We start from the raw sequence: 16,360 nt of genomic DNA on the forward strand, positions 1-16,360 counted from the left end.
GCGGCGGAGGAGCAAAGTCTTCGTTATGATGAAAGTGATGGTGGGGCGCGCTGTGGGCCGGCATAATAAAAGCCTGGTTGGGGCTGCCCGATATGCGCTTAAAAATAGCAAACTCTACCGCTTGTTGCTCGATTGTAATAAGGAGTATGGCTGCTACGATAAAAATAAGGTACAGGAGAATTTTCCGGTGTACAAAAAAGCGGGGGATGAGAAAAAGCATGTGGAAATAGAACAGTCCGATTAAAAAAAGGGTGTTAATACACTCCTTTATATAAAAGGCCGGATCCAGTACCCGGATGTTGTACGAAAAAAGGGGGAAGAGTAGTACAATTATCCAGATGAACACCTGGAAAATGATCTGCCAATGACGGGAACGGTGATTTTGCGGGGGATATAAATGTTGCATAGTAACATAAATTTATAGTTCCCGGGTGTGAAACATGGGGGATTTGTGGTTCATTTAACAATAATAAATAAGGCTATTTGCGCGCATATTTTTGAATAATCCTAATATTGTGGCCGATTAAAGATTTTCTAACATTTATTTATAACCATAATTATACTCATGCACACCAGTTGTATTTGCCCATCTTTCACTGCCAAGTGCAATAGTTTTATGAAATGGACGCTGCTGGCTGTATTAGCATTTTTTTTGGCGCCTTCCTGTAAAAAGGTTGATATTGACTATGGAGGACAGTACGTTGATAACAGTCATACCGACATTATCAAGCTGGATACTATTACTCCTGTCGTTTCTACTGTTTATGTTGATTCCTTTTCTACAGCTGCTCCTTCCTCAGTGTTAATTGGCACATTCAAGGATGTGGCGTTTGGTAAAATAGCAGCTTCTACTTATTTTGAAGTAACTGCACCAACAGGTGTGACGCCTGCTACCGAAGCTACTTACGATTCGCTGGTTCTGATTTTAAAGCCTAATCATACCTGGTATGGCGATACCACGAAGCCGGTTCACCTGAATGTATATGAGCTGGATGAACTGATTGAGCCTATTCTTACTACAGATTACGCCACTTCGGGTACCTTATACAACACCACTTCATTTAAGAAAAAAAACACTCTGCTGGGTAGCACTACGGTTACCGTAAGGCCTTACCAGACCGATTCGGTGGTGGTACGTTTAAATGGAACTAACCTGGGCGATACCTTGTTTTCCCTGTTAAAGAACAGTGACGACGCGCTTACCACCAGCGAAAAGTTCCGTACCTACATTCTGAAAGGCTTATACATTGGCAGCGATGCAACTGATGACCTGATACTGGGATATGGTGATAGCGTATCTATGCGTTTGTATTATAAAAATGATGGTATTGTGAAAGAACAAACCTATACCACTTTTGAGTTGTCTAATACCAGCCACCAGTTTAATCATATAGACATTGACCGTACAGGTACTGTATTGGGTAACGCAGGATTCAATAATTCTAACAATAAGCAGTTATACACTACCAGCACAGGTAATACAGCTTTTATGCAGTACATTACCGGCTCAATGGTAAAAGTGCGATTCCCGACATTGCGAACGGCGTTAACCAACGCTCCCAACTATTACGGAATTCAATTGGCTACACTAACAATAAAGCCTGTATTGAATACCTATAATTATCCGTATGCTTTACCTGCAAGTTTGCGATTGAGTACTACTGATATTGAAAATGAACTGGGTTCAGATCTGATATACAGTTCCAGCTCGTCCAGTACCGTGCAAACAGGTAATCTGTCGTTTTCCCCAACCAACCTGAGGGATACCAGGTATACCTATGATGTTACATCTTATCTGAAGTCACTGATACAGGTAACGCAATTGAACAATGAAAACGGGTTGTTGCTGTTACCACCATCCGCATCTTATACTTCTGCCTTTGACAGGCTGGTATTAGGAGATAATGCCAATTCGGACGGCCAGATGTCGCTGGTAATTTATTACATGACAATAAAATAACTAACTGCTAGAATTGAAATAATGAAGCAAGTATCGAAAATATTTTTGTGCATTTTGTTGGCAGGTCAATATACAGGTGTGTTGGCGCAGAACAACACTTCACCTTACTCTATTTTGGGCATAGGTGACCTGGAAACCGGCAACTTAGACCGTTCGGCAGGTATGGCCAACACTGGTATCAGCCTTTCGTCGGGAAGGTTTATGTATCATGCCAACCCTGCTTCTTATGCTAAACTGGATGATCACTTTTTTGCAGTAGAAATGACGGGTCGTTTTAAGGCGGTTAACTATGTGAGCAATACACTTACCAACAGCCCTGGAAATTCTACCGATTTACAGGTGGCAAAGCTGGCATTAGCTATTAAAGTAAAAAAATGGTGGGGCTCCAGCATAGGCATATTGCCTTATAGCAGCAGTAACTATTCTCTATTAGGCAGCAAAGGCGTTGTGAATGAGCCTGAATATAACATGGACGCTTATTATAAGGGTTCTGGCGGTTTACATAAAGCTTACTTTGCCAATGCCTTCCAGATTACTAAAAATCTGTCTGCTGGTATCGAGGCTTCCTACATATTCGGATCTAAACAGCAGGTAGAAACTTTAGATGCTTCTATTATCACAGGTTCTACTATCCAAACTACCAGTGATCAGTATATGCGTAATGGCATGTTTAAATATGGGTTACAGTATAATGGCAAAATAAACGACAAATGGAAGTTGGCGCTGGGGGCTACCGCTTCCAACAAAACCTATTTGAAGTCTACTACCTATGTTTCGGTAGTAAATGGAGCTACAACGACAACTACAGACCAGATAACTCAGAAAAGTCATTTTGATCTGCCGGTTTCCTATGGATTTGGAGCATCACTGAATTACAACCGTAAATTAACTATCGCAGCTGATTATCAGGCACAAAACTGGAGCGACCTGAAATACAGAGGCTTAAGTTACCAGCTGGTAAATAGTGACCGTTATTCTGTTGGTATTGAATATTCTTCTCTGAAACAAGTGTTTACCAATGCATTCTACGAGAAATATTATCTGCAGGCCGGTTTGTTTTATGGAAACTCTTACTTGCAGATGTACAGCCAACAAATGAAAAATTATGGTGCTACACTGGGTATAGGCTTGAATACCAAAGGCTATTTATCCTACCAGATTAGCGCTGAATTAGGCGTTAATGGTACCACTAAGCAGAATTTGATTAAACAGAATTACTCTATGGTAAATTTTACGGTGATGTACCGTGATTTCTGGTTTACCAAGGTGAAAAAATATAATTAATATTTTCAGGAAACAGGAAAATGTCCTACTTTTGCCGTCCTTTCACCGGGTGGCAGTGATGGTGGCTGTTATCTGAAAGTTGAAATAAAATTAAGGGTTAGTTAAAAATTTATTGTATGAAACGTACATTTCAACCACACAGACGTCGTCGTAAAACCGTACATGGTTTTCGTAAGCGTATGGAAACTGCCAATGGTCGCAAAGTGTTGGCAAGCCGCCGCGCGAAAGGCCGTAAGAAACTGACAGTTTCTGACGAGAGAAGACTCAAGTAGTAGTAAAAGCTATTTATAGTATTGAAAGCTCCCTGCAAAGTGGAGCTTTTTTTATAATCAGGTTCTTCCTCCTGTACATTTTAAAATAACCGTCTATTAAACAGCGTTATACATACGGAAAAGAAAGTAAGCTTAAAAGCAGGAAGCTGCTGGATGCTGTGTTTAAACAAGGGCGCAGTTTTACTTTGTTTCCTTTAAAGGTGCTGTTTTTGCAAGCAGAAACGCCTGGCGAATCCTTACAAACGGGTGTAGCGGCCGGAACCCGTCATTTTAAACGAGCGGTACACCGTAACCGGGTAAAACGCCTGATGCGCGAATCATATCGTTTGCACGCCCTGCCTTTGCAACAGTATGTGGAGGAAAAGCAGCAGCCAATGGTGGTGTTTATGCTATATATAGACAAAGTATTACCTACCCAGGAGTTGCTGCACCAGAAAATGCCATTAGTGATTAAACGTATTATAAAAGAGCTAGATGAAAATACTACTCCGGCTACTTAGCTATCCTTTTATCTTGCTGATACGTATTTACCAGTATGTAATATCTCCTGCTTTAGGGCCTAAGTGCCGTTTTACGCCTTCCTGTTCACAATATGCCGCAGAAGCATTGAAAAAACATGGTGTGATAAAGGGAATGGGATTGTCGGTAAAAAGAATTTCCAGGTGTCGTCCTGGCGGTGGCAGCGGTTATGACCCTGTCCCATAGGCAGGTGTCTAGGCCGAAAACAAAAACGGGACAAAGCGCCTGTTTATCCACTTTATCCCGTTCTTTATGCTGGTAGTTGAATGCTCTTATTGCTTAGGAGCTTCTGCCTGTGTTAATTTAGACAGTTTGCCAACCAGTTCACGTACTTCATTATTGGTAGAGAATTTGTAAATCTCTACTTCTTTACCATCTGCAGACGGCTCAATATTGTCCGGTACTTTATGGAATGGGCCGTATACACGTGCATTACCGTTATCACTTACTTTCACCAGTTGATTAGGAGCTACCAGGTAGTTATGATTAGCAGCTGATACGTTTGCTCCTGTTGTTAATTGTTGCAGGCTATCGATTTTAGCCTTCAGCTCTTCCTGCGACATGTGCGGGGTGCTGCTAGTGGCCAGCTTCTGGTAAGCGCCTACTACGGTATCAGCGCGCAGGCTTAATACATAATAACCAGGGGCAGTTACATCTACACTCACTTTACCATTAGGGCCATCGGCAGTAATGGTGTTTTTGTCTTTGCCTTTTACGGTTATTTCCAACTGTGCATAGCCACTACCGTCTTTTACAGTAATGTTGTTTTCATTATGCTCAATAGTGCCTTTGGCTATCACCAGCACTTTTGTTTCGGGACCACCACCACAGGCTGTTAACAAAGCAAGCGGCATAAGACCTAACAATGTCTTTTTAATTGTCATTGTAATCGTTTATTAATTGAAGATCAGGTTGAATAAAAAATCCGGCAATATTATCTATTGCCGGACTCAAATTATAACGTATTTGAATTTTTTGCTAATTTTTTATTTAGCTGCGGCAAAACGTTCGGCCACTTTGGTCCAGTTTACCACATTCCAGAATGCGCCCAGGTATTCAGGACGACGGTTCTGGTATTTCAGGTAATAAGCGTGTTCCCAAACGTCAACACCTAAGATAGGAGCGCCTTTTACATCAGCAACATCCATCAGAGGGTTGTCCTGGTTAGGGGTAGAGCTTACTTCCAATTTGCCATCTTTCACTAACAACCACGCCCAGCCGCTACCGAAACGGGTAGTACCAGCAGCATTCAGTTTTTCTTTGAAAGCATCGAAAGAACCGAAAGCAGCGTTGATAGCTTCTGCTAAATCACCTGTAGGAGCGCCACCTGCGTTAGGAGCCAGTGTTTCCCAGAAAAAGGTGTGGTTCCAGTGACCACCACCGTTGTTGCGAACAGCAGGAGAAATAGCGCCCGCGCTCTTCACCAGCTCTTCCAGGCTCTTGTTCTCATGTTCAGTACCGGCAATAGCCTTGTTCAGGTTATCTACGTAAGCCTGATGGTGCTTGCCGTGGTGTATTTGCATGGTAAGAGTGTCGATATGTGGTTCCAAAGCTTCATGTGCATATGGAAGTGACGGTAAAGTAAATGCCATAATTATTGGTTTTATGTTTATTGATCGAAATTAAGAATGTTAAGTGCAACAAATTTATTGCCAGATGGGGAATAGTACCAAATTACATTTACCAGTGTTAGCTTACTTTCTCCTGGCCCGAAAAAAGGATTGCATTAACCAGGCACATTCAGCTGCCATAACACCTTTTACTATCTCCGCTTTTGGATGAAAAGGAGCGCTGCTGTAAGAGGGTGCCGGATCGGTAAAGCGCTGGTAACCGTTTTTTTCATCACTGGCGCCGTATACAATACGCCCCACTTTACTCCAGTATAAGGCCCCGCTGCACATAAGGCAGGGTTCCACTGTTACATATAAAGTAGCATCGGGCAGGTATTTAGCGCCAAGGTGATTAAAGGCAGATGTTAATGCGATGATTTCAGCATGGGCGGTAGGATCGTTTAAGCGTTCTACCTGGTTATGACCCCTGGAAATTATTTTATTATTAATTACCACTATAGCACCCACAGGCACCTCCTCTTCATCAAAGGCCAGCTGTGCTTCTTTTAAAGCCTGCTGCATAAAATAAGTATCGTCGTACAAAGGCATTATTGCTGTAATAAAGATTTTAACTGGTGGGTGTATTGGCTGGCACGTTGCGCTGCAAAGATATCAGTAACCAGCAGTATAATGGTCAGCAATGTTAATGCACCACCAAATCCAAACCAGAAAGAACTTTCAGGCTTGTTCCTGTTTGCGGCTATTATAATGCTGCCAGTTAACAGCAATATACATTCGGCAATGTGTATGTATCTGAACTGTTTGTTTACGGCCTCTATGCGCGGTAGTTCGCGTTGCTGCAGCTGATCGGGATTCATAGACAAGGCGTACACATTGCTGATACGTTGTTCATCGCTTCTGTTATATACGGTGTAACCGGCAATAATCACCAGCAAACCAACAGCAACAGCAGGAATTGCAGCTCCTTTCCAGGCGGGTGTTTTTAGCGCCAGCCAGCAGATGACTGCAAACACCAACAGCACACAACCTGTAATGATAAATGCCAGTGCTGTTTGCTTTTCGGCGGTGAAATATTTTTCAATATCTGTTTGAGTAAGCATGGATACGGGTTATCAATGAGTGATAGCTTGTGTAACAGTGGTGCTCAGTGGTGAAATAGAAGGGCCAAAGTAATATTGCAGACTGCCTTGTTCATTCACCAGGTATTTACTGAAATTCCATTCAGGTTGAATGTTATTCCAGCCATTGAGCGATGCATCGGAAAGCCATTTGAACACTTCGCTTTGTGCAACATCCTTTATCACCACACTTTTTTTCATCAATGGAAAAGTAACTCCAAAATTTACCTGGCAAAACTGTGCTATTTCTGCATCACTTCCTTTTTCCTGCTCTTTGAAATCGTTGGCGGGAAAGCCTAAAATTACCAGTTGCGGATATTGCTGATGCAGTTGTTGTAGTTGCGTGTATTGAGCGGTCCAGCCACAACCGGAAGCGGTATTTACCAGTAACACCTGTTTGCCTTTAAACTGTTCAAAGCTAAGGGTAACGCCATTGTTCTGCACGGTTTGTAATGCGTAGAAAGAGGCTGGCGGCACAGCTTCATTGGTGTTATATTGTATGCGATTGTTCACGCCCAGCAAACGGGTAAGTTTCATAAGCAGCGGGTAGACGAAGCGTAAAAAAGACTGTTTCCCTTTCATGGTAACCAATTATTTTAAAAGCCATTTTAATAACTTCAGCTTGCCTTTATAGGGCGGGTATTTTACTGAAGGGTCGGGCCATATAGCTGATGTAAGAATAGCTTTAGGCCGGGTAAAGATATCGAAACTGTATTTACCATGATATTGCCCCATACCACTGGTGGCAACACCTCCAAACGGCAAATACGGGTTGCCCAGATGCATCAATGTGTTGTTGATGCAACCACCGCCAAATGCAATGTTTTCTGTAAAGTAAGTTTGTGCTTCGCGGTTGCTGCTGAACACATATAGCGACAACGGGTTAGGGTGTTGCTGTATAAACGCCAGCGCTTCTTCGCGGTGCTGGTAAGTATATACCGGAAGCAATGGGCCAAATATCTCTTCCTGCATAACAGGGGCGGTAGTTGCAACATGGTCCAGTATAGTAGGTGCTATGTAAAGACTGTTCCTGTTGGTTTGGCCGCCGGTAACTATTTGCCCCTGTTTCAGGTATTCCTGTAAGGTGTCAAATCTTTTGGTGTTGATAATGCGACCATAGTCGTAGGATTGAAGCGGGTCAGTGCCATAATATTTTTGAATGGCGGCTGTCATTGCTTGTATCAATGCTTCTTTTTTAGACTGATGCACCAGCAGATAATCCGGTGCTACACAGGTTTGCCCGGCATTGGTAAACTTACCCCATACAATACGTGCAGCAGCGGTAGTGATATTAGCGGTTTCATCCACAATGCAAGGGCTTTTACCACCTAGCTCCAGCGTAACAGGAATTAATTGCGCTGCGGCTTGCTGTGCAACGGCTTTGCCTACTGGAATACTTCCAGTGAAAAAAATATGATGAAAGCGGAATTCCTGTAGCAATGAATGCACTACGGTACTGCCTTCTCCCTGCACTACACTTATAAACTCAGGTGCAAAATGAGCCTGTATCATATCTGCAATAACAGCGGCTGTGTGCGGCGCCAGTTCAGAAGGTTTTAGTACAACACAATTACCACCTGCAATAGCGCCGGTCAATGGAATCATCATAAGGTTAAAAGGATAATTCCAGGGAGCCACAATAAGGCATACGCCTAACGGGTCTTTGATCACTTTGCTTTTGCCGGGAAACAGGGCCAATGGTGTTGATACATGTGAAGGACGCATCCACTCTTCCAGGTGGTACAGGATATGTTTTATTTCTGCATAGCAAATGCCTATTTCTGTGGTGTAGGCTTCTTCGGGCGATTTATGCAGATCATTATACAGGGCTTCTATAATGCGGGTTTCATATTCCTGTATGGCGTTGCGTAACTTTTTCAGCTGCTGAATTCTAAAGCTGTAACTACGCGTAGCACCATTGGTATAATGTTGCTGCATGGGCTGTAGAAAGGCATGTTGCATAAAAGTATTTATAGATACAAGTTACGCACCTTAATTTTGTGAAGGACAAACTATTTTACTTTGAAAAAGCAGTATTGGGCTTTGGCAATGATTGCAGTGGCAATGGTTGCCTGCGGACAACAGAGTGGACAAAATCAGGCACAGGCCAAACCTTTAAAAGACAACAGCAGCAACCCCGATTATCAGAAAGGTATAGAGCTGGTTGCCAAAAATGACTGTTTAAGCTGTCATAAAATAGAAGATAAAATGCTGGGGCCATCTTACAGGCAGGTGGCTAATAAGTACGAAAACAATGAGGCCAATATTAAAATGCTGGCTAATAAAGTGATACAAGGCGGACAGGGTGTTTGGGGGCCGGTTCCTATGACTGCGCATCCACAACTGTCAGAAGCAGACGCGCAGCAAATGATTAAATACATTTTCCTGTTAAAGAACTAGCATTCGCAGCCTTTTTCTTCCGGGAAGGTGGCCATTCGCCTTTCCGGAACAAAACCATCGTAACGTGTTACTATCTGTTGCAGTATCTCTTCAATTTCTGCTACTGATTTTACTGTTACCAGCTGGTTGCGGAATTCTTTAATATGCGGAAAGCCTTTAAGGTAGTTGGTATAATGCCTGCGCATTTCCAGTATGCCTACCACTTCTCCTTTCCATTCTACTGCTTTATGTAAATGCTTTTTAATAGCATCTGCACGTTGTTGTACAGTGGGCGCAGGTGCATGAGTGCCTGTGTTGAAGAAATGTTTTATTTCATTAAAAATCCAGGGATAACCAATAGCAGCACGGCCAATCATAATGCCATCTATACCATAGCGGTTTTTATATTCCAGTGCTTTTTCGGGACTGTCAATATCGCCATTGCCGAAAATAGGGATCTGGATGCGTGGATTGTTCTTTACTTTACCTATTAAGGTCCAGTCGGCATGACCTTTATACATCTGCGAGCGTGTGCGGCCATGTATAGAAAGTGCTTTAATGCCTACATCCTGCAGGCGTTCTGCTACCTCTTCTATATTAATAGAGCTTTCATCCCATCCCAGGCGGGTTTTTACTGTAACGGGTTTATCCGTTGCTTTTACCACAGCACTGGTAAGCCTTACCATTAAGTCAATATCTTTTAACACACCTGCCCCTGCCCCTTTGCTTACCACTTTTTTCACCGGGCAACCAAAGTTAATATCCACCAGGTCGGGGTTGGTGGCACCTACAATGCGGGCGCTTAAAGCCATCGCTTCTTCATCACCTCCAAATATCTGGATGCCGATAGGACGTTCGTAATCGAATATGTCCAGTTTCTGTCTGCTTTTGATAGCATCCCGGATTAATCCTTCGCTGCTGATAAATTCAGTGTACATCAAATCAGCGCCATTGTCTTTACAAACAGCACGAAACGGCGGGTCGCTTACATCTTCCATGGGCGCCAGCAGTAGCGGAAATTCCGGTAACGTTATCTCTCCAATTCTCACCATGTAATAAATACTACGGGTTACTCGTAAATTTGCAAAATTACGATTCTTATATTTAAAGCATGCGTCAAACACTTCGGAACAATTACCTGGCTCAGTTAGGTCTGTTACTTTTTATTTTCGGCACCAGTGCAATTGTACTAGCGCTTCTTATTCAGGTACTTATGTCGGCTTTACACCTGAGTCCTGATGCGCTCACCAGTTCTCCGGGCATAGCCAGGTTGTCGCAATGTATTGGCGCTTTTTTAACAATGGGACTTCCCTCACTCGTATTTGGCTATATAGTAAATAACCATAAACCTGCCCAATATCTCCGTTTTACCCGCCGCATCAGTGGCAAACAGGTGTTTCTGGTAATTGTAATTGTGTTTGCTGCGGTTTTGTTAGGCGGTGCGCTGGCCAGAGTAAACCAACAGCTTCCAGTGCCGGCAAATTGGGCCCAAGCATTTAAAAAGCTGGAAGACAATTACAATAAAGATATTATGGTCATTGCAGGTATGCGCAACATACAGGACTATATTGTTTCCTTGTTACTGCTTGCTTTTTTACCTGCTATGATGGAGGAAATGTTGTTTAGAGGTTGTGTGCAGCAGGTGGCTGTTGGACTGGTGCGCAAGCCCTGGTTAGGTATATTGATTACAGGGGTGTTGTTCAGTGCTATTCATATTTCCTTTTACGGTTTTTTACCCCGCCTGATGCTGGGTATGGTACTGGGCTACCTGTATTATTATGGCAACAATATCTGGTTAAATATCTGGGCGCATTTTTTCAATAATGCCATGGCATTAACCAGTGTGTATTCGTTAAGCCGTTCCGGTAAACTAACGCCCGATTCGGTAAATGATTCTATGAATGACACTTTTCCTTTGTATATTGGATTACTGGGATTAATGGTGACCGTTTCTTTATTGATTCGTTTTAAAACGGAAAGTGAAAGGGTGGCACAATTATATCCTAATGATCAGGAACCATTTAATCATACGAACCCATGACACCTAATTCGTGGTTTTTATTATTACGTCTTTCCGATTACACACGTGCCAGCATTGTAAAAGGCTTGCTGGAAGAGAATCTGATACAAGTGCTGTTGCTGAATAAGCAGGACAGTAGTTACCTCAATTTCGGAGAGATAGAAATATATGTACCCGTACATTTGAAAGATTTTGCTAATCAGCTACTCAATAAAGCATTGCTGAATTAAGCAATGAGTTCTGCATAACGTATTACCTGTTCCCTGTTCGGGAAAAGCATCCTGTATATTTAAGCTGATAATATGGACGGTATGAGTGGATATGATGTGATAGTAATTGGAGCCGGCGCGTCAGGACTGATGGCTGCCTTACAATTGGCGAAAGCCGGCAAAAAAGTGCAGGTACTGGAAGCCAGGGCGCGTTTGGGTGGTCGTATTTATACGACTACAGATGCCGGTGGAAATGGACAGCTAGAACTAGGTGCTGAGTTTATACATGGCAATTTACCCGAAACACAACAATTGCTAAAGGAAGCTGGCTTAACTTATCATGAAGTAGCCGGTGAAATGTGGCGAATGGAGAAAGGGGCATTGGTGAAGAGTGAAATGTTTATACCCGACTGGCCTTTGCTGGTAAAGCAACTAGAATTACTACAAGAAGACATTACACTGGAAAGCTTTTTACAACAATATTTTCCCGGAGAAAGATATTCAGGTCTACGTAAGGCGGTAGAAAATTATGCTGCCGGTTACGATAATGCCGATGCTTCCAATGCCAGTGTTTTTGCATTACGTAAAGAATGGTTGCAGGAAGAAGATGCACCACAATACAGAATTGATAAGGGCTATGGAAGTATGATTGCTTTTATGGCAGAAAATATTACTGCCCTGGGCTCGCAGATCATTGTAAATGCACTGGTAAAAGAAATTCACTGGCAACCGGGAAAAGTAACCGTGCATACAGAAGAAGGTAGTTATTACATAGCGAACAAAATAGTAATAGCATTACCGTTGGGTGTGTTGCAGGCGAATGCAAAACAAGAAGCGGCGGTTGCCTTTATGCCTGTTATTGATAAGCTGGAGCAGGCTTTTCACCAGGTGGGCATGGGCGCTGTAATAAAAATTCTGATAGAGTTTGCTCCTGCTTTTTATCAGCAACTATTGCAGGAAAAAGGATTGCAGCATATGCAATTTCTTTTTTCAGAAGAGTTGATAGATACCTGGTGGACACAGGTGCCGCAACAACAGCCTGTGTTTACCGGTTGGTTAGGTGGGTTTAAAGCTAAAAAACACTTACATGCATCTTCCGAAACATTGTTACAAATGGCTTTGCAATCGCTGGCCACTATATTGCAGACAGAGGTAGCTGTTTTGCAACAGCATGTAACTGCCAGCAAGGTTGCCAACTGGACGGAAGATACTTTTACACTGGGCTCCTACTCTTATGCTACGGTAGAAACTCCTGCTGCTCTTCCATTGATAGAGCAGGGCCTTGCAGATACTTTATACTTTGCAGGCGAAGCATTTTACCAGGGCTCTTACACAGGCACGGTAGAAGCAGCGTTAGTGAGTGGTAAGCAGGCTGCTTTAAAGGCTTTACAGGCATAATGATGTAGACTTCTTTCAGCATTTAGCCACAAAATATGTTTCCTTCTTTTCCCGTTTAAGAGCAATTAACATTTGTGGTAAACCATGGCACGAAGTTTTTATGGGTATAGACAACGGAATGGTGATTTCCTGCTAAACATTCTTTTCTGTGAGGAGAAAAGAAAATTAAAAGGAATAAGCATTCATAAAAAGGTGTATTCCAAAAGGGATGCACCTTTATTGTTTCACCTGTTAAATGGAAAATCTATGAGCAACATTCAAAACCTAACCAGTGAAGAGGCTGTAGAAAAATTAAAAGCCCTGGCTAAAAGTGCAGACATATGTTTGTTTACTACTGCATTAACTGTGTTACCTCTTTCTACGCGTCCAATGAGCGTAAGCCAGGTAGATGAATTTGGTAACCTTTGGTTTTTAAGTAACAAGAGCAGCGATAAAAACCTGCATATTAAAAACGACAAGCGTGTGCAACTGTTCTTTTCCAATACTTCCAAAGCAGAGTTTTTAAGTGTGTATGGTGATGCCACTGTGTTTGATCACAATCGCGCAAAAGCAGAAGAGCTATGGAATGCAGTTGATAAAGTTTGGTTTCCGGGCGGGTTGGATGATCCGGAATTAACGGTGATTTGCGTAGCGCCACAGGAAGCTTATTACTGGGACACTAAACATAACAAGGCCATCACCTTTTTTAATATCCTGGCAAAAGCTGTAACAGGTGGTAATGGAGATGAAGAAGGTGTTCAGGGCCATATCAGCGTTCAGGGAGCATCGATATAGGAAGGTTGACGGCAGAATGCTTTTTTATACGACCTTTGAACCTCATCAATTTTACCTTTCGCATGGCTTTTAACGTGCAGACCTTTAAAACAAGGGCATTAACAGCAGTAGTGTTTGCTGTAGTAATGCTGGCTGGTCTATTCCTGAATCAATGGTCGTTTTTTATTCTATTTTCCATTATCCATGTGGGCTGCTGGCTCGAATATCAAAAATTATTAGGGTTGATTGATGCTGATTATCAGCAGATCAACCCTTTTCATAAGTATGGCGTTATATTGTTGGGCTGGGGATTTATGTTATGGATGGCGAGTGCGCAATGGCAAATTGGTAGCATAACGTTACATGAAGGGGGCTGGTGGCTTTTGCTTATTATGGCAATAGTACTGCCTATTACAGAAGTATTGTTTAGCAAGCAGTTTCAGTTAAAAAACATTGGCTACTCTTTATTGGGGCTGGCATACGTTTCTTTAAGCTGGGGCTTTATGATAGATCTGTACAGTATGGGGGCTTCTTACGCTGGAGTACTATCAGGTGCTAATATCGGCTGGCTTTTCCCGGTGATTTTAATCGCTTCTATCTGGATTAACGATACCATGGCTTACATCGTGGGTTCTTTTATAGGTAAAACTCCTTTTTCATCCATTTCACCCAAGAAAACCTGGGAGGGTACTATTGGTGGGGCTATCCTGGCGGTTGCTACCGTTACATTAGTGGGTTATTTTGTAGCCAATTTAAGGGATGTGCAGTCTTTACTGGTGATTTCGGGTATAGCTGCTGTAATAGGTACGGCCGGAGATTTACTGGAAAGTAAGTTGAAAAGGATGGCAGGTGTAAAAGATAGCGGCAGTTTTATGCCGGGCCATGGCGGTTTTTTAGACCGTTTTGACTCGCTGTTGCTGGCTACGCCTTTCGTGTGGCTGTATTTAAAACTGTTTCTATAGTTTAAAATGTAGTGTCAAACCATATCTTTGTCGTTCAAATTTTTAGCATGACTATTCACAGAGAAGGATATAAGTCCATTGGTATTGCAGCGCTTATCTTCGGCGTCATCAATATTTTATCCTTTACTTTTTTAAGTTTTTCGTATTTCTGGCTTGCAGCCCTCATTTTCTTTGTTACCCTTTTTCTGGTATTATTTATCATTTCCTTTTTCCGTATTCCGGCGCGTCAGCTCACGGTAGGTGAAAACAAAATCATTTGCCCTGCTGATGGCAAAGTGGTAGTAATTGAAGAGATCACTGACGAAGAATATTTCAAAGACAAACGTATCCAGGTGAGTATTTTCATGAGCCCTGCTAATGTGCACGTGAACAGAAATGCCATGAGTGGAACGGTGAAGTACAGCCAATACCATCCCGGTAAATACCTGGTAGCATGGCACCCTAAGTCTTCTACGGAAAATGAAAGACATAGTGTGGTACTGGAAAATGATAAAGGCACTATCCTGGTAAAACAAATTGCCGGAGCTTTGGCCAAGCGTATTTGTAACTACTTGGCTCCTGGCCAGACTGTTAAACAGAACGAAGAAATGGGTTTTATTAAGTTCGGTAGTCGTGTAGACGTGTTATTACCCGTTGGAACTGAGATTAATGTAAACCTGAACCAGAAAGTACAGGGCGGCGTTACCGTACTGGCTACCTGGAAGTAAAAAGAACAACGTTTTCGAACATATATACAACATTCTTTATGTCCCGCAGTTTAAAAAGGCTGCGGGGCTTTTTTTTGCCTGCCGTTCATCCCAATTGAGTACTTATTAACACTATGTTGATGGAAGAATAAAGTATTTTTGTAGAGGAAATGTTATCAAATAACATCTAATACACATACTGTTATGAAAAAGTTTTTTACCCTAATCGTGCTTTTTTTTACAGGCCTTATAGTGTCGCATGCACAAACAACAGTGCCTGATCAAAACCCTAACTACCTCGAAAGCCAGGAGAAGTATACATGGCACAAAGACTCTCTGCTGGCAGGTTCTAACACCACCATTCAGCAAACATATAAAGCATACGACTTTTACCAGGCAAGACTGGAACGCCGTGCGCAGCGCAGGGAAAGAAGATATAACGTGAATTTGACACGTGCACAATATGGAGGCTATTATCCTTCGTATGGGTATAGTAACTATGGTTACAACTCATGGAACAATGGCTATTACAATTCTTTCATTCCCAGCATTGGTTTCCGTTCCGGTAACTGGCGGTTTGGCTGGTAACCGTTTAAGCATTTATAAAACGCCACTCTTCAAATACAATTATACAAGATGAACAAAAGAATGATAGCTGCCGCATTTATGCTGGCAACAGTGGGAACATTTACCTCATGCTCCCGCAAAGTAACCCGCTTAGATCCTAATGCTACAGTTGATATCAGCGGTTCATGGAATAATACCGATAGCCGCCTGGTTTCTGATGAAATGATCACCGATGCTTTAAGTCGCAACTGGATTACCGATTATACACAGCAAGCTGGTAAAAAGCCGGTAGTGATTGTGGGAATGGTTTTAAATAAAAGTCACGAGCATATTGAAGCAGAAACTTTTATGAAAGATCTGGAACGTGCTTTTGTAAATGGTGGCAGAGTAACCCTGGTGCAAAGCGGTAAAAAAAGAGAAGAGCTACGTGCAGAACGTGCCGATCAGCAAACCAACGCTTCTGTATCTACCATGAAAAAGTTTGGCCTGGAATCAGGTGCAGACTATATACTGCAAGGCAGTATCAATTCTATTGTAGATGCCTATAAACGCCAGAAAACTGTTACTTACCAGGTAAACCTGGAATTGACCAATCTGCAAACAAACGAAGTGGTTTGGATAGGCGATAAAAAAATTGCCAAGTACGTGAAGAACTAGGCAAT

The 16,360-nt window shown here is 42.4% G+C and carries 22 protein-coding genes; 15 read left to right on the forward strand and 7 right to left on the reverse strand.

Annotation, left to right across the window (positions count from 1 at the left end; translation table 11 throughout):
* The first annotated feature begins 25 nt into the window (after nucleotides 1-25).
* The 6 genes from FLA_RS31600 (at nucleotide 26) to yidD (ending at nucleotide 4,221) form a co-directional block, all read left to right on the forward strand.
* Nucleotides 26-244, forward strand: a complete 219-nt coding sequence (locus tag FLA_RS31600; RefSeq protein ID WP_076376818.1) for a hypothetical protein — start codon at nucleotides 26-28, stop codon at nucleotides 242-244.
* 372 nt (nucleotides 245-616) lie between these two features.
* Nucleotides 617-1,960, forward strand: a complete 1,344-nt coding sequence (locus FLA_RS28660; protein WP_076376820.1) for a DUF4270 family protein — start codon at nucleotides 617-619, stop codon at nucleotides 1,958-1,960.
* 21 nt (nucleotides 1,961-1,981) lie between these two features.
* A complete protein-coding gene (locus tag FLA_RS28665; protein WP_076376822.1) occupies nucleotides 1,982-3,244 on the forward strand; it encodes a hypothetical protein in 1,263 nt (420 codons plus the stop codon).
* A gap of 116 nt (nucleotides 3,245-3,360) precedes the next feature.
* Nucleotides 3,361-3,516, forward strand: a complete 156-nt coding sequence (gene rpmH, locus FLA_RS28670; RefSeq protein ID WP_076376824.1) for a 50S ribosomal protein L34 — start codon at nucleotides 3,361-3,363, stop codon at nucleotides 3,514-3,516.
* A gap of 158 nt (nucleotides 3,517-3,674) precedes the next feature.
* Nucleotides 3,675-4,016: a ribonuclease P protein component gene (locus FLA_RS28675; protein WP_159445067.1), complete on the forward strand. Its 342-nt coding sequence runs from the start codon at nucleotides 3,675-3,677 to the stop codon at nucleotides 4,014-4,016.
* Nucleotides 3,991-4,221 (forward strand): membrane protein insertion efficiency factor YidD, encoded by a 231-nt coding sequence (gene yidD, locus FLA_RS28680; protein WP_076376828.1) that lies wholly within the window; start codon nucleotides 3,991-3,993, stop codon nucleotides 4,219-4,221. The genes FLA_RS28675 and yidD overlap by 26 nt, the downstream gene beginning before the upstream one ends.
* An 86-nt stretch (nucleotides 4,222-4,307) precedes the next feature.
* Here yidD and FLA_RS28685 read toward each other — a convergent pair whose 3' ends face one another.
* From FLA_RS28685 to FLA_RS28710, 6 genes are all read right to left on the reverse strand, one after another.
* Entirely contained in the window at nucleotides 4,308-4,919 is a 612-nt protein-coding gene (locus tag FLA_RS28685) for a hypothetical protein (RefSeq protein WP_144263982.1), read from the reverse strand.
* A 102-nt stretch (nucleotides 4,920-5,021) separates the two neighbouring features.
* Nucleotides 5,022-5,627 (reverse strand): superoxide dismutase, encoded by a 606-nt coding sequence (locus FLA_RS28690; protein WP_076376832.1) that lies wholly within the window; start codon nucleotides 5,625-5,627, stop codon nucleotides 5,022-5,024.
* Nucleotides 5,628-5,729: 102 nt separating this feature from the next.
* On the reverse strand, nucleotides 5,730-6,194 hold the full coding sequence (locus FLA_RS28695) for a nucleoside deaminase (RefSeq protein ID WP_197705835.1): 465 nt from the start codon (nucleotides 6,192-6,194) through the stop codon (nucleotides 5,730-5,732).
* Nucleotides 6,194-6,706 carry a hypothetical protein gene (locus tag FLA_RS28700; protein WP_076376834.1) on the reverse strand — a complete coding sequence of 171 codons (513 nt, stop codon included), beginning with the start codon at nucleotides 6,704-6,706 and terminating at the stop codon, nucleotides 6,194-6,196. Before FLA_RS28700 ends, FLA_RS28695 begins: the two co-directional genes overlap by 1 nt.
* A gap of 12 nt (nucleotides 6,707-6,718) precedes the next feature.
* The gene (locus FLA_RS28705; protein WP_231940349.1) at nucleotides 6,719-7,261 is read right to left on the reverse strand and encodes a glutathione peroxidase; all 543 of its coding nucleotides are present in this window, start codon (nucleotides 7,259-7,261) and stop codon (nucleotides 6,719-6,721) included.
* 54 nt (nucleotides 7,262-7,315) lie between these two features.
* The gene (locus tag FLA_RS28710; RefSeq protein WP_076376838.1) at nucleotides 7,316-8,686 is read right to left on the reverse strand and encodes an aldehyde dehydrogenase; all 1,371 of its coding nucleotides are present in this window, start codon (nucleotides 8,684-8,686) and stop codon (nucleotides 7,316-7,318) included.
* Between the two features lie 60 nt (nucleotides 8,687-8,746).
* Here FLA_RS28710 and FLA_RS28715 point away from each other — a divergent pair, with 60 nt between their 5' ends.
* Nucleotides 8,747-9,124 carry a c-type cytochrome gene (locus FLA_RS28715; RefSeq protein ID WP_084206062.1) on the forward strand — a complete coding sequence of 126 codons (378 nt, stop codon included), beginning with the start codon at nucleotides 8,747-8,749 and terminating at the stop codon, nucleotides 9,122-9,124.
* Here the strand turns inward: FLA_RS28715 and dusB are convergent.
* Nucleotides 9,121-10,155: a tRNA dihydrouridine synthase DusB gene (gene dusB, locus FLA_RS28720; protein WP_076376842.1), complete on the reverse strand. Its 1,035-nt coding sequence runs from the start codon at nucleotides 10,153-10,155 to the stop codon at nucleotides 9,121-9,123. The genes FLA_RS28715 and dusB overlap by 4 nt on opposite strands.
* A gap of 59 nt (nucleotides 10,156-10,214) precedes the next feature.
* On the opposite strand from dusB, the gene FLA_RS28725 reads away from it, so the two are divergent.
* The 8 genes from FLA_RS28725 to FLA_RS28760 all read left to right on the forward strand — a co-directional run bounded on the left by FLA_RS28725 (nucleotide 10,215) and on the right by FLA_RS28760 (nucleotide 16,355).
* Nucleotides 10,215-11,144 (forward strand): CPBP family intramembrane glutamic endopeptidase, encoded by a 930-nt coding sequence (locus FLA_RS28725; RefSeq protein ID WP_076376844.1) that lies wholly within the window; start codon nucleotides 10,215-10,217, stop codon nucleotides 11,142-11,144.
* Nucleotides 11,141-11,353, forward strand: a complete 213-nt coding sequence (locus FLA_RS28730) for a putative signal transducing protein (RefSeq protein ID WP_076376846.1) — start codon at nucleotides 11,141-11,143, stop codon at nucleotides 11,351-11,353. The genes FLA_RS28725 and FLA_RS28730 overlap by 4 nt, the downstream gene beginning before the upstream one ends.
* Nucleotides 11,354-11,434: 81 nt before the next feature.
* The gene (locus FLA_RS28735) at nucleotides 11,435-12,730 is read left to right on the forward strand and encodes a flavin monoamine oxidase family protein (protein WP_159445068.1); all 1,296 of its coding nucleotides are present in this window, start codon (nucleotides 11,435-11,437) and stop codon (nucleotides 12,728-12,730) included.
* 246 nt (nucleotides 12,731-12,976) lie between these two features.
* Nucleotides 12,977-13,504, forward strand: coding sequence for a pyridoxamine 5'-phosphate oxidase family protein (locus FLA_RS28740; protein WP_076377404.1), 528 nt, complete (start codon nucleotides 12,977-12,979; stop codon nucleotides 13,502-13,504).
* 62 nt (nucleotides 13,505-13,566) lie between these two features.
* Entirely contained in the window at nucleotides 13,567-14,445 is an 879-nt protein-coding gene (locus FLA_RS28745; protein ID WP_076376850.1) for a phosphatidate cytidylyltransferase, read from the forward strand.
* A 47-nt stretch (nucleotides 14,446-14,492) separates the two neighbouring features.
* A complete protein-coding gene (locus FLA_RS28750) occupies nucleotides 14,493-15,152 on the forward strand; it encodes a phosphatidylserine decarboxylase family protein (RefSeq protein ID WP_076376852.1) in 660 nt (219 codons plus the stop codon).
* A 183-nt stretch (nucleotides 15,153-15,335) separates the two neighbouring features.
* Nucleotides 15,336-15,719, forward strand: a complete 384-nt coding sequence (locus FLA_RS28755; RefSeq protein ID WP_076376854.1) for a hypothetical protein — start codon at nucleotides 15,336-15,338, stop codon at nucleotides 15,717-15,719.
* A gap of 48 nt (nucleotides 15,720-15,767) precedes the next feature.
* Entirely contained in the window at nucleotides 15,768-16,355 is a 588-nt protein-coding gene (locus tag FLA_RS28760) for a penicillin-binding protein activator LpoB (protein ID WP_076376856.1), read from the forward strand.
* Nucleotides 16,356-16,360: the final 5 nt, after the last annotated feature.

It is taken from the genome of Filimonas lacunae (genome assembly GCF_002355595.1).
Classification (GTDB): Bacteria; Bacteroidota; Bacteroidia; order Chitinophagales; family Chitinophagaceae; genus Filimonas; species Filimonas lacunae.

Bases quoted from the DNA above. Each gene is read 5' to 3' on its own strand.
- FLA_RS28665 (WP_076376822.1), top strand. From the start codon at position 1,982: ATGAAGCAAGTATCGAAAATATTTTTGTGCATTTTGTTGGCAGGTCAA.
- FLA_RS28695 (WP_197705835.1), bottom strand. From the start codon at position 6,194: ATGCCTTTGTACGACGATACTTATTTTATGCAGCAGGCTTTAAAAGAA.
- FLA_RS31600 (WP_076376818.1), top strand. From the start codon at position 26: ATGATGAAAGTGATGGTGGGGCGCGCTGTGGGCCGGCATAATAAAAGC.
- FLA_RS28750 (WP_076376852.1), top strand. From the start codon at position 14,493: ATGACTATTCACAGAGAAGGATATAAGTCCATTGGTATTGCAGCGCTT.
- FLA_RS28755 (WP_076376854.1), top strand. From the start codon at position 15,336: ATGAAAAAGTTTTTTACCCTAATCGTGCTTTTTTTTACAGGCCTTATA.
- rpmH (WP_076376824.1), top strand. From the start codon at position 3,361: ATGAAACGTACATTTCAACCACACAGACGTCGTCGTAAAACCGTACAT.
- FLA_RS28760 (WP_076376856.1), top strand. From the start codon at position 15,768: ATGAACAAAAGAATGATAGCTGCCGCATTTATGCTGGCAACAGTGGGA.
- FLA_RS28735 (WP_159445068.1), top strand. From the start codon at position 11,435: ATGAGTGGATATGATGTGATAGTAATTGGAGCCGGCGCGTCAGGACTG.
- FLA_RS28740 (WP_076377404.1), top strand. From the start codon at position 12,977: ATGAGCAACATTCAAAACCTAACCAGTGAAGAGGCTGTAGAAAAATTA.
- dusB (WP_076376842.1), bottom strand. From the start codon at position 10,155: ATGGTGAGAATTGGAGAGATAACGTTACCGGAATTTCCGCTACTGCTG.
- FLA_RS28725 (WP_076376844.1), top strand. From the start codon at position 10,215: ATGCGTCAAACACTTCGGAACAATTACCTGGCTCAGTTAGGTCTGTTA.
- FLA_RS28730 (WP_076376846.1), top strand. From the start codon at position 11,141: ATGACACCTAATTCGTGGTTTTTATTATTACGTCTTTCCGATTACACA.
- FLA_RS28700 (WP_076376834.1), bottom strand. From the start codon at position 6,706: ATGCTTACTCAAACAGATATTGAAAAATATTTCACCGCCGAAAAGCAA.
- yidD (WP_076376828.1), top strand. From the start codon at position 3,991: ATGAAAATACTACTCCGGCTACTTAGCTATCCTTTTATCTTGCTGATA.
- FLA_RS28690 (WP_076376832.1), bottom strand. From the start codon at position 5,627: ATGGCATTTACTTTACCGTCACTTCCATATGCACATGAAGCTTTGGAA.
- FLA_RS28685 (WP_144263982.1), bottom strand. From the start codon at position 4,919: ATGACAATTAAAAAGACATTGTTAGGTCTTATGCCGCTTGCTTTGTTA.
- FLA_RS28705 (WP_231940349.1), bottom strand. From the start codon at position 7,261: ATGAAACTTACCCGTTTGCTGGGCGTGAACAATCGCATACAATATAAC.
- FLA_RS28745 (WP_076376850.1), top strand. From the start codon at position 13,567: ATGGCTTTTAACGTGCAGACCTTTAAAACAAGGGCATTAACAGCAGTA.
- FLA_RS28710 (WP_076376838.1), bottom strand. From the start codon at position 8,686: ATGCAACATGCCTTTCTACAGCCCATGCAGCAACATTATACCAATGGT.
- FLA_RS28660 (WP_076376820.1), top strand. From the start codon at position 617: ATGAAATGGACGCTGCTGGCTGTATTAGCATTTTTTTTGGCGCCTTCC.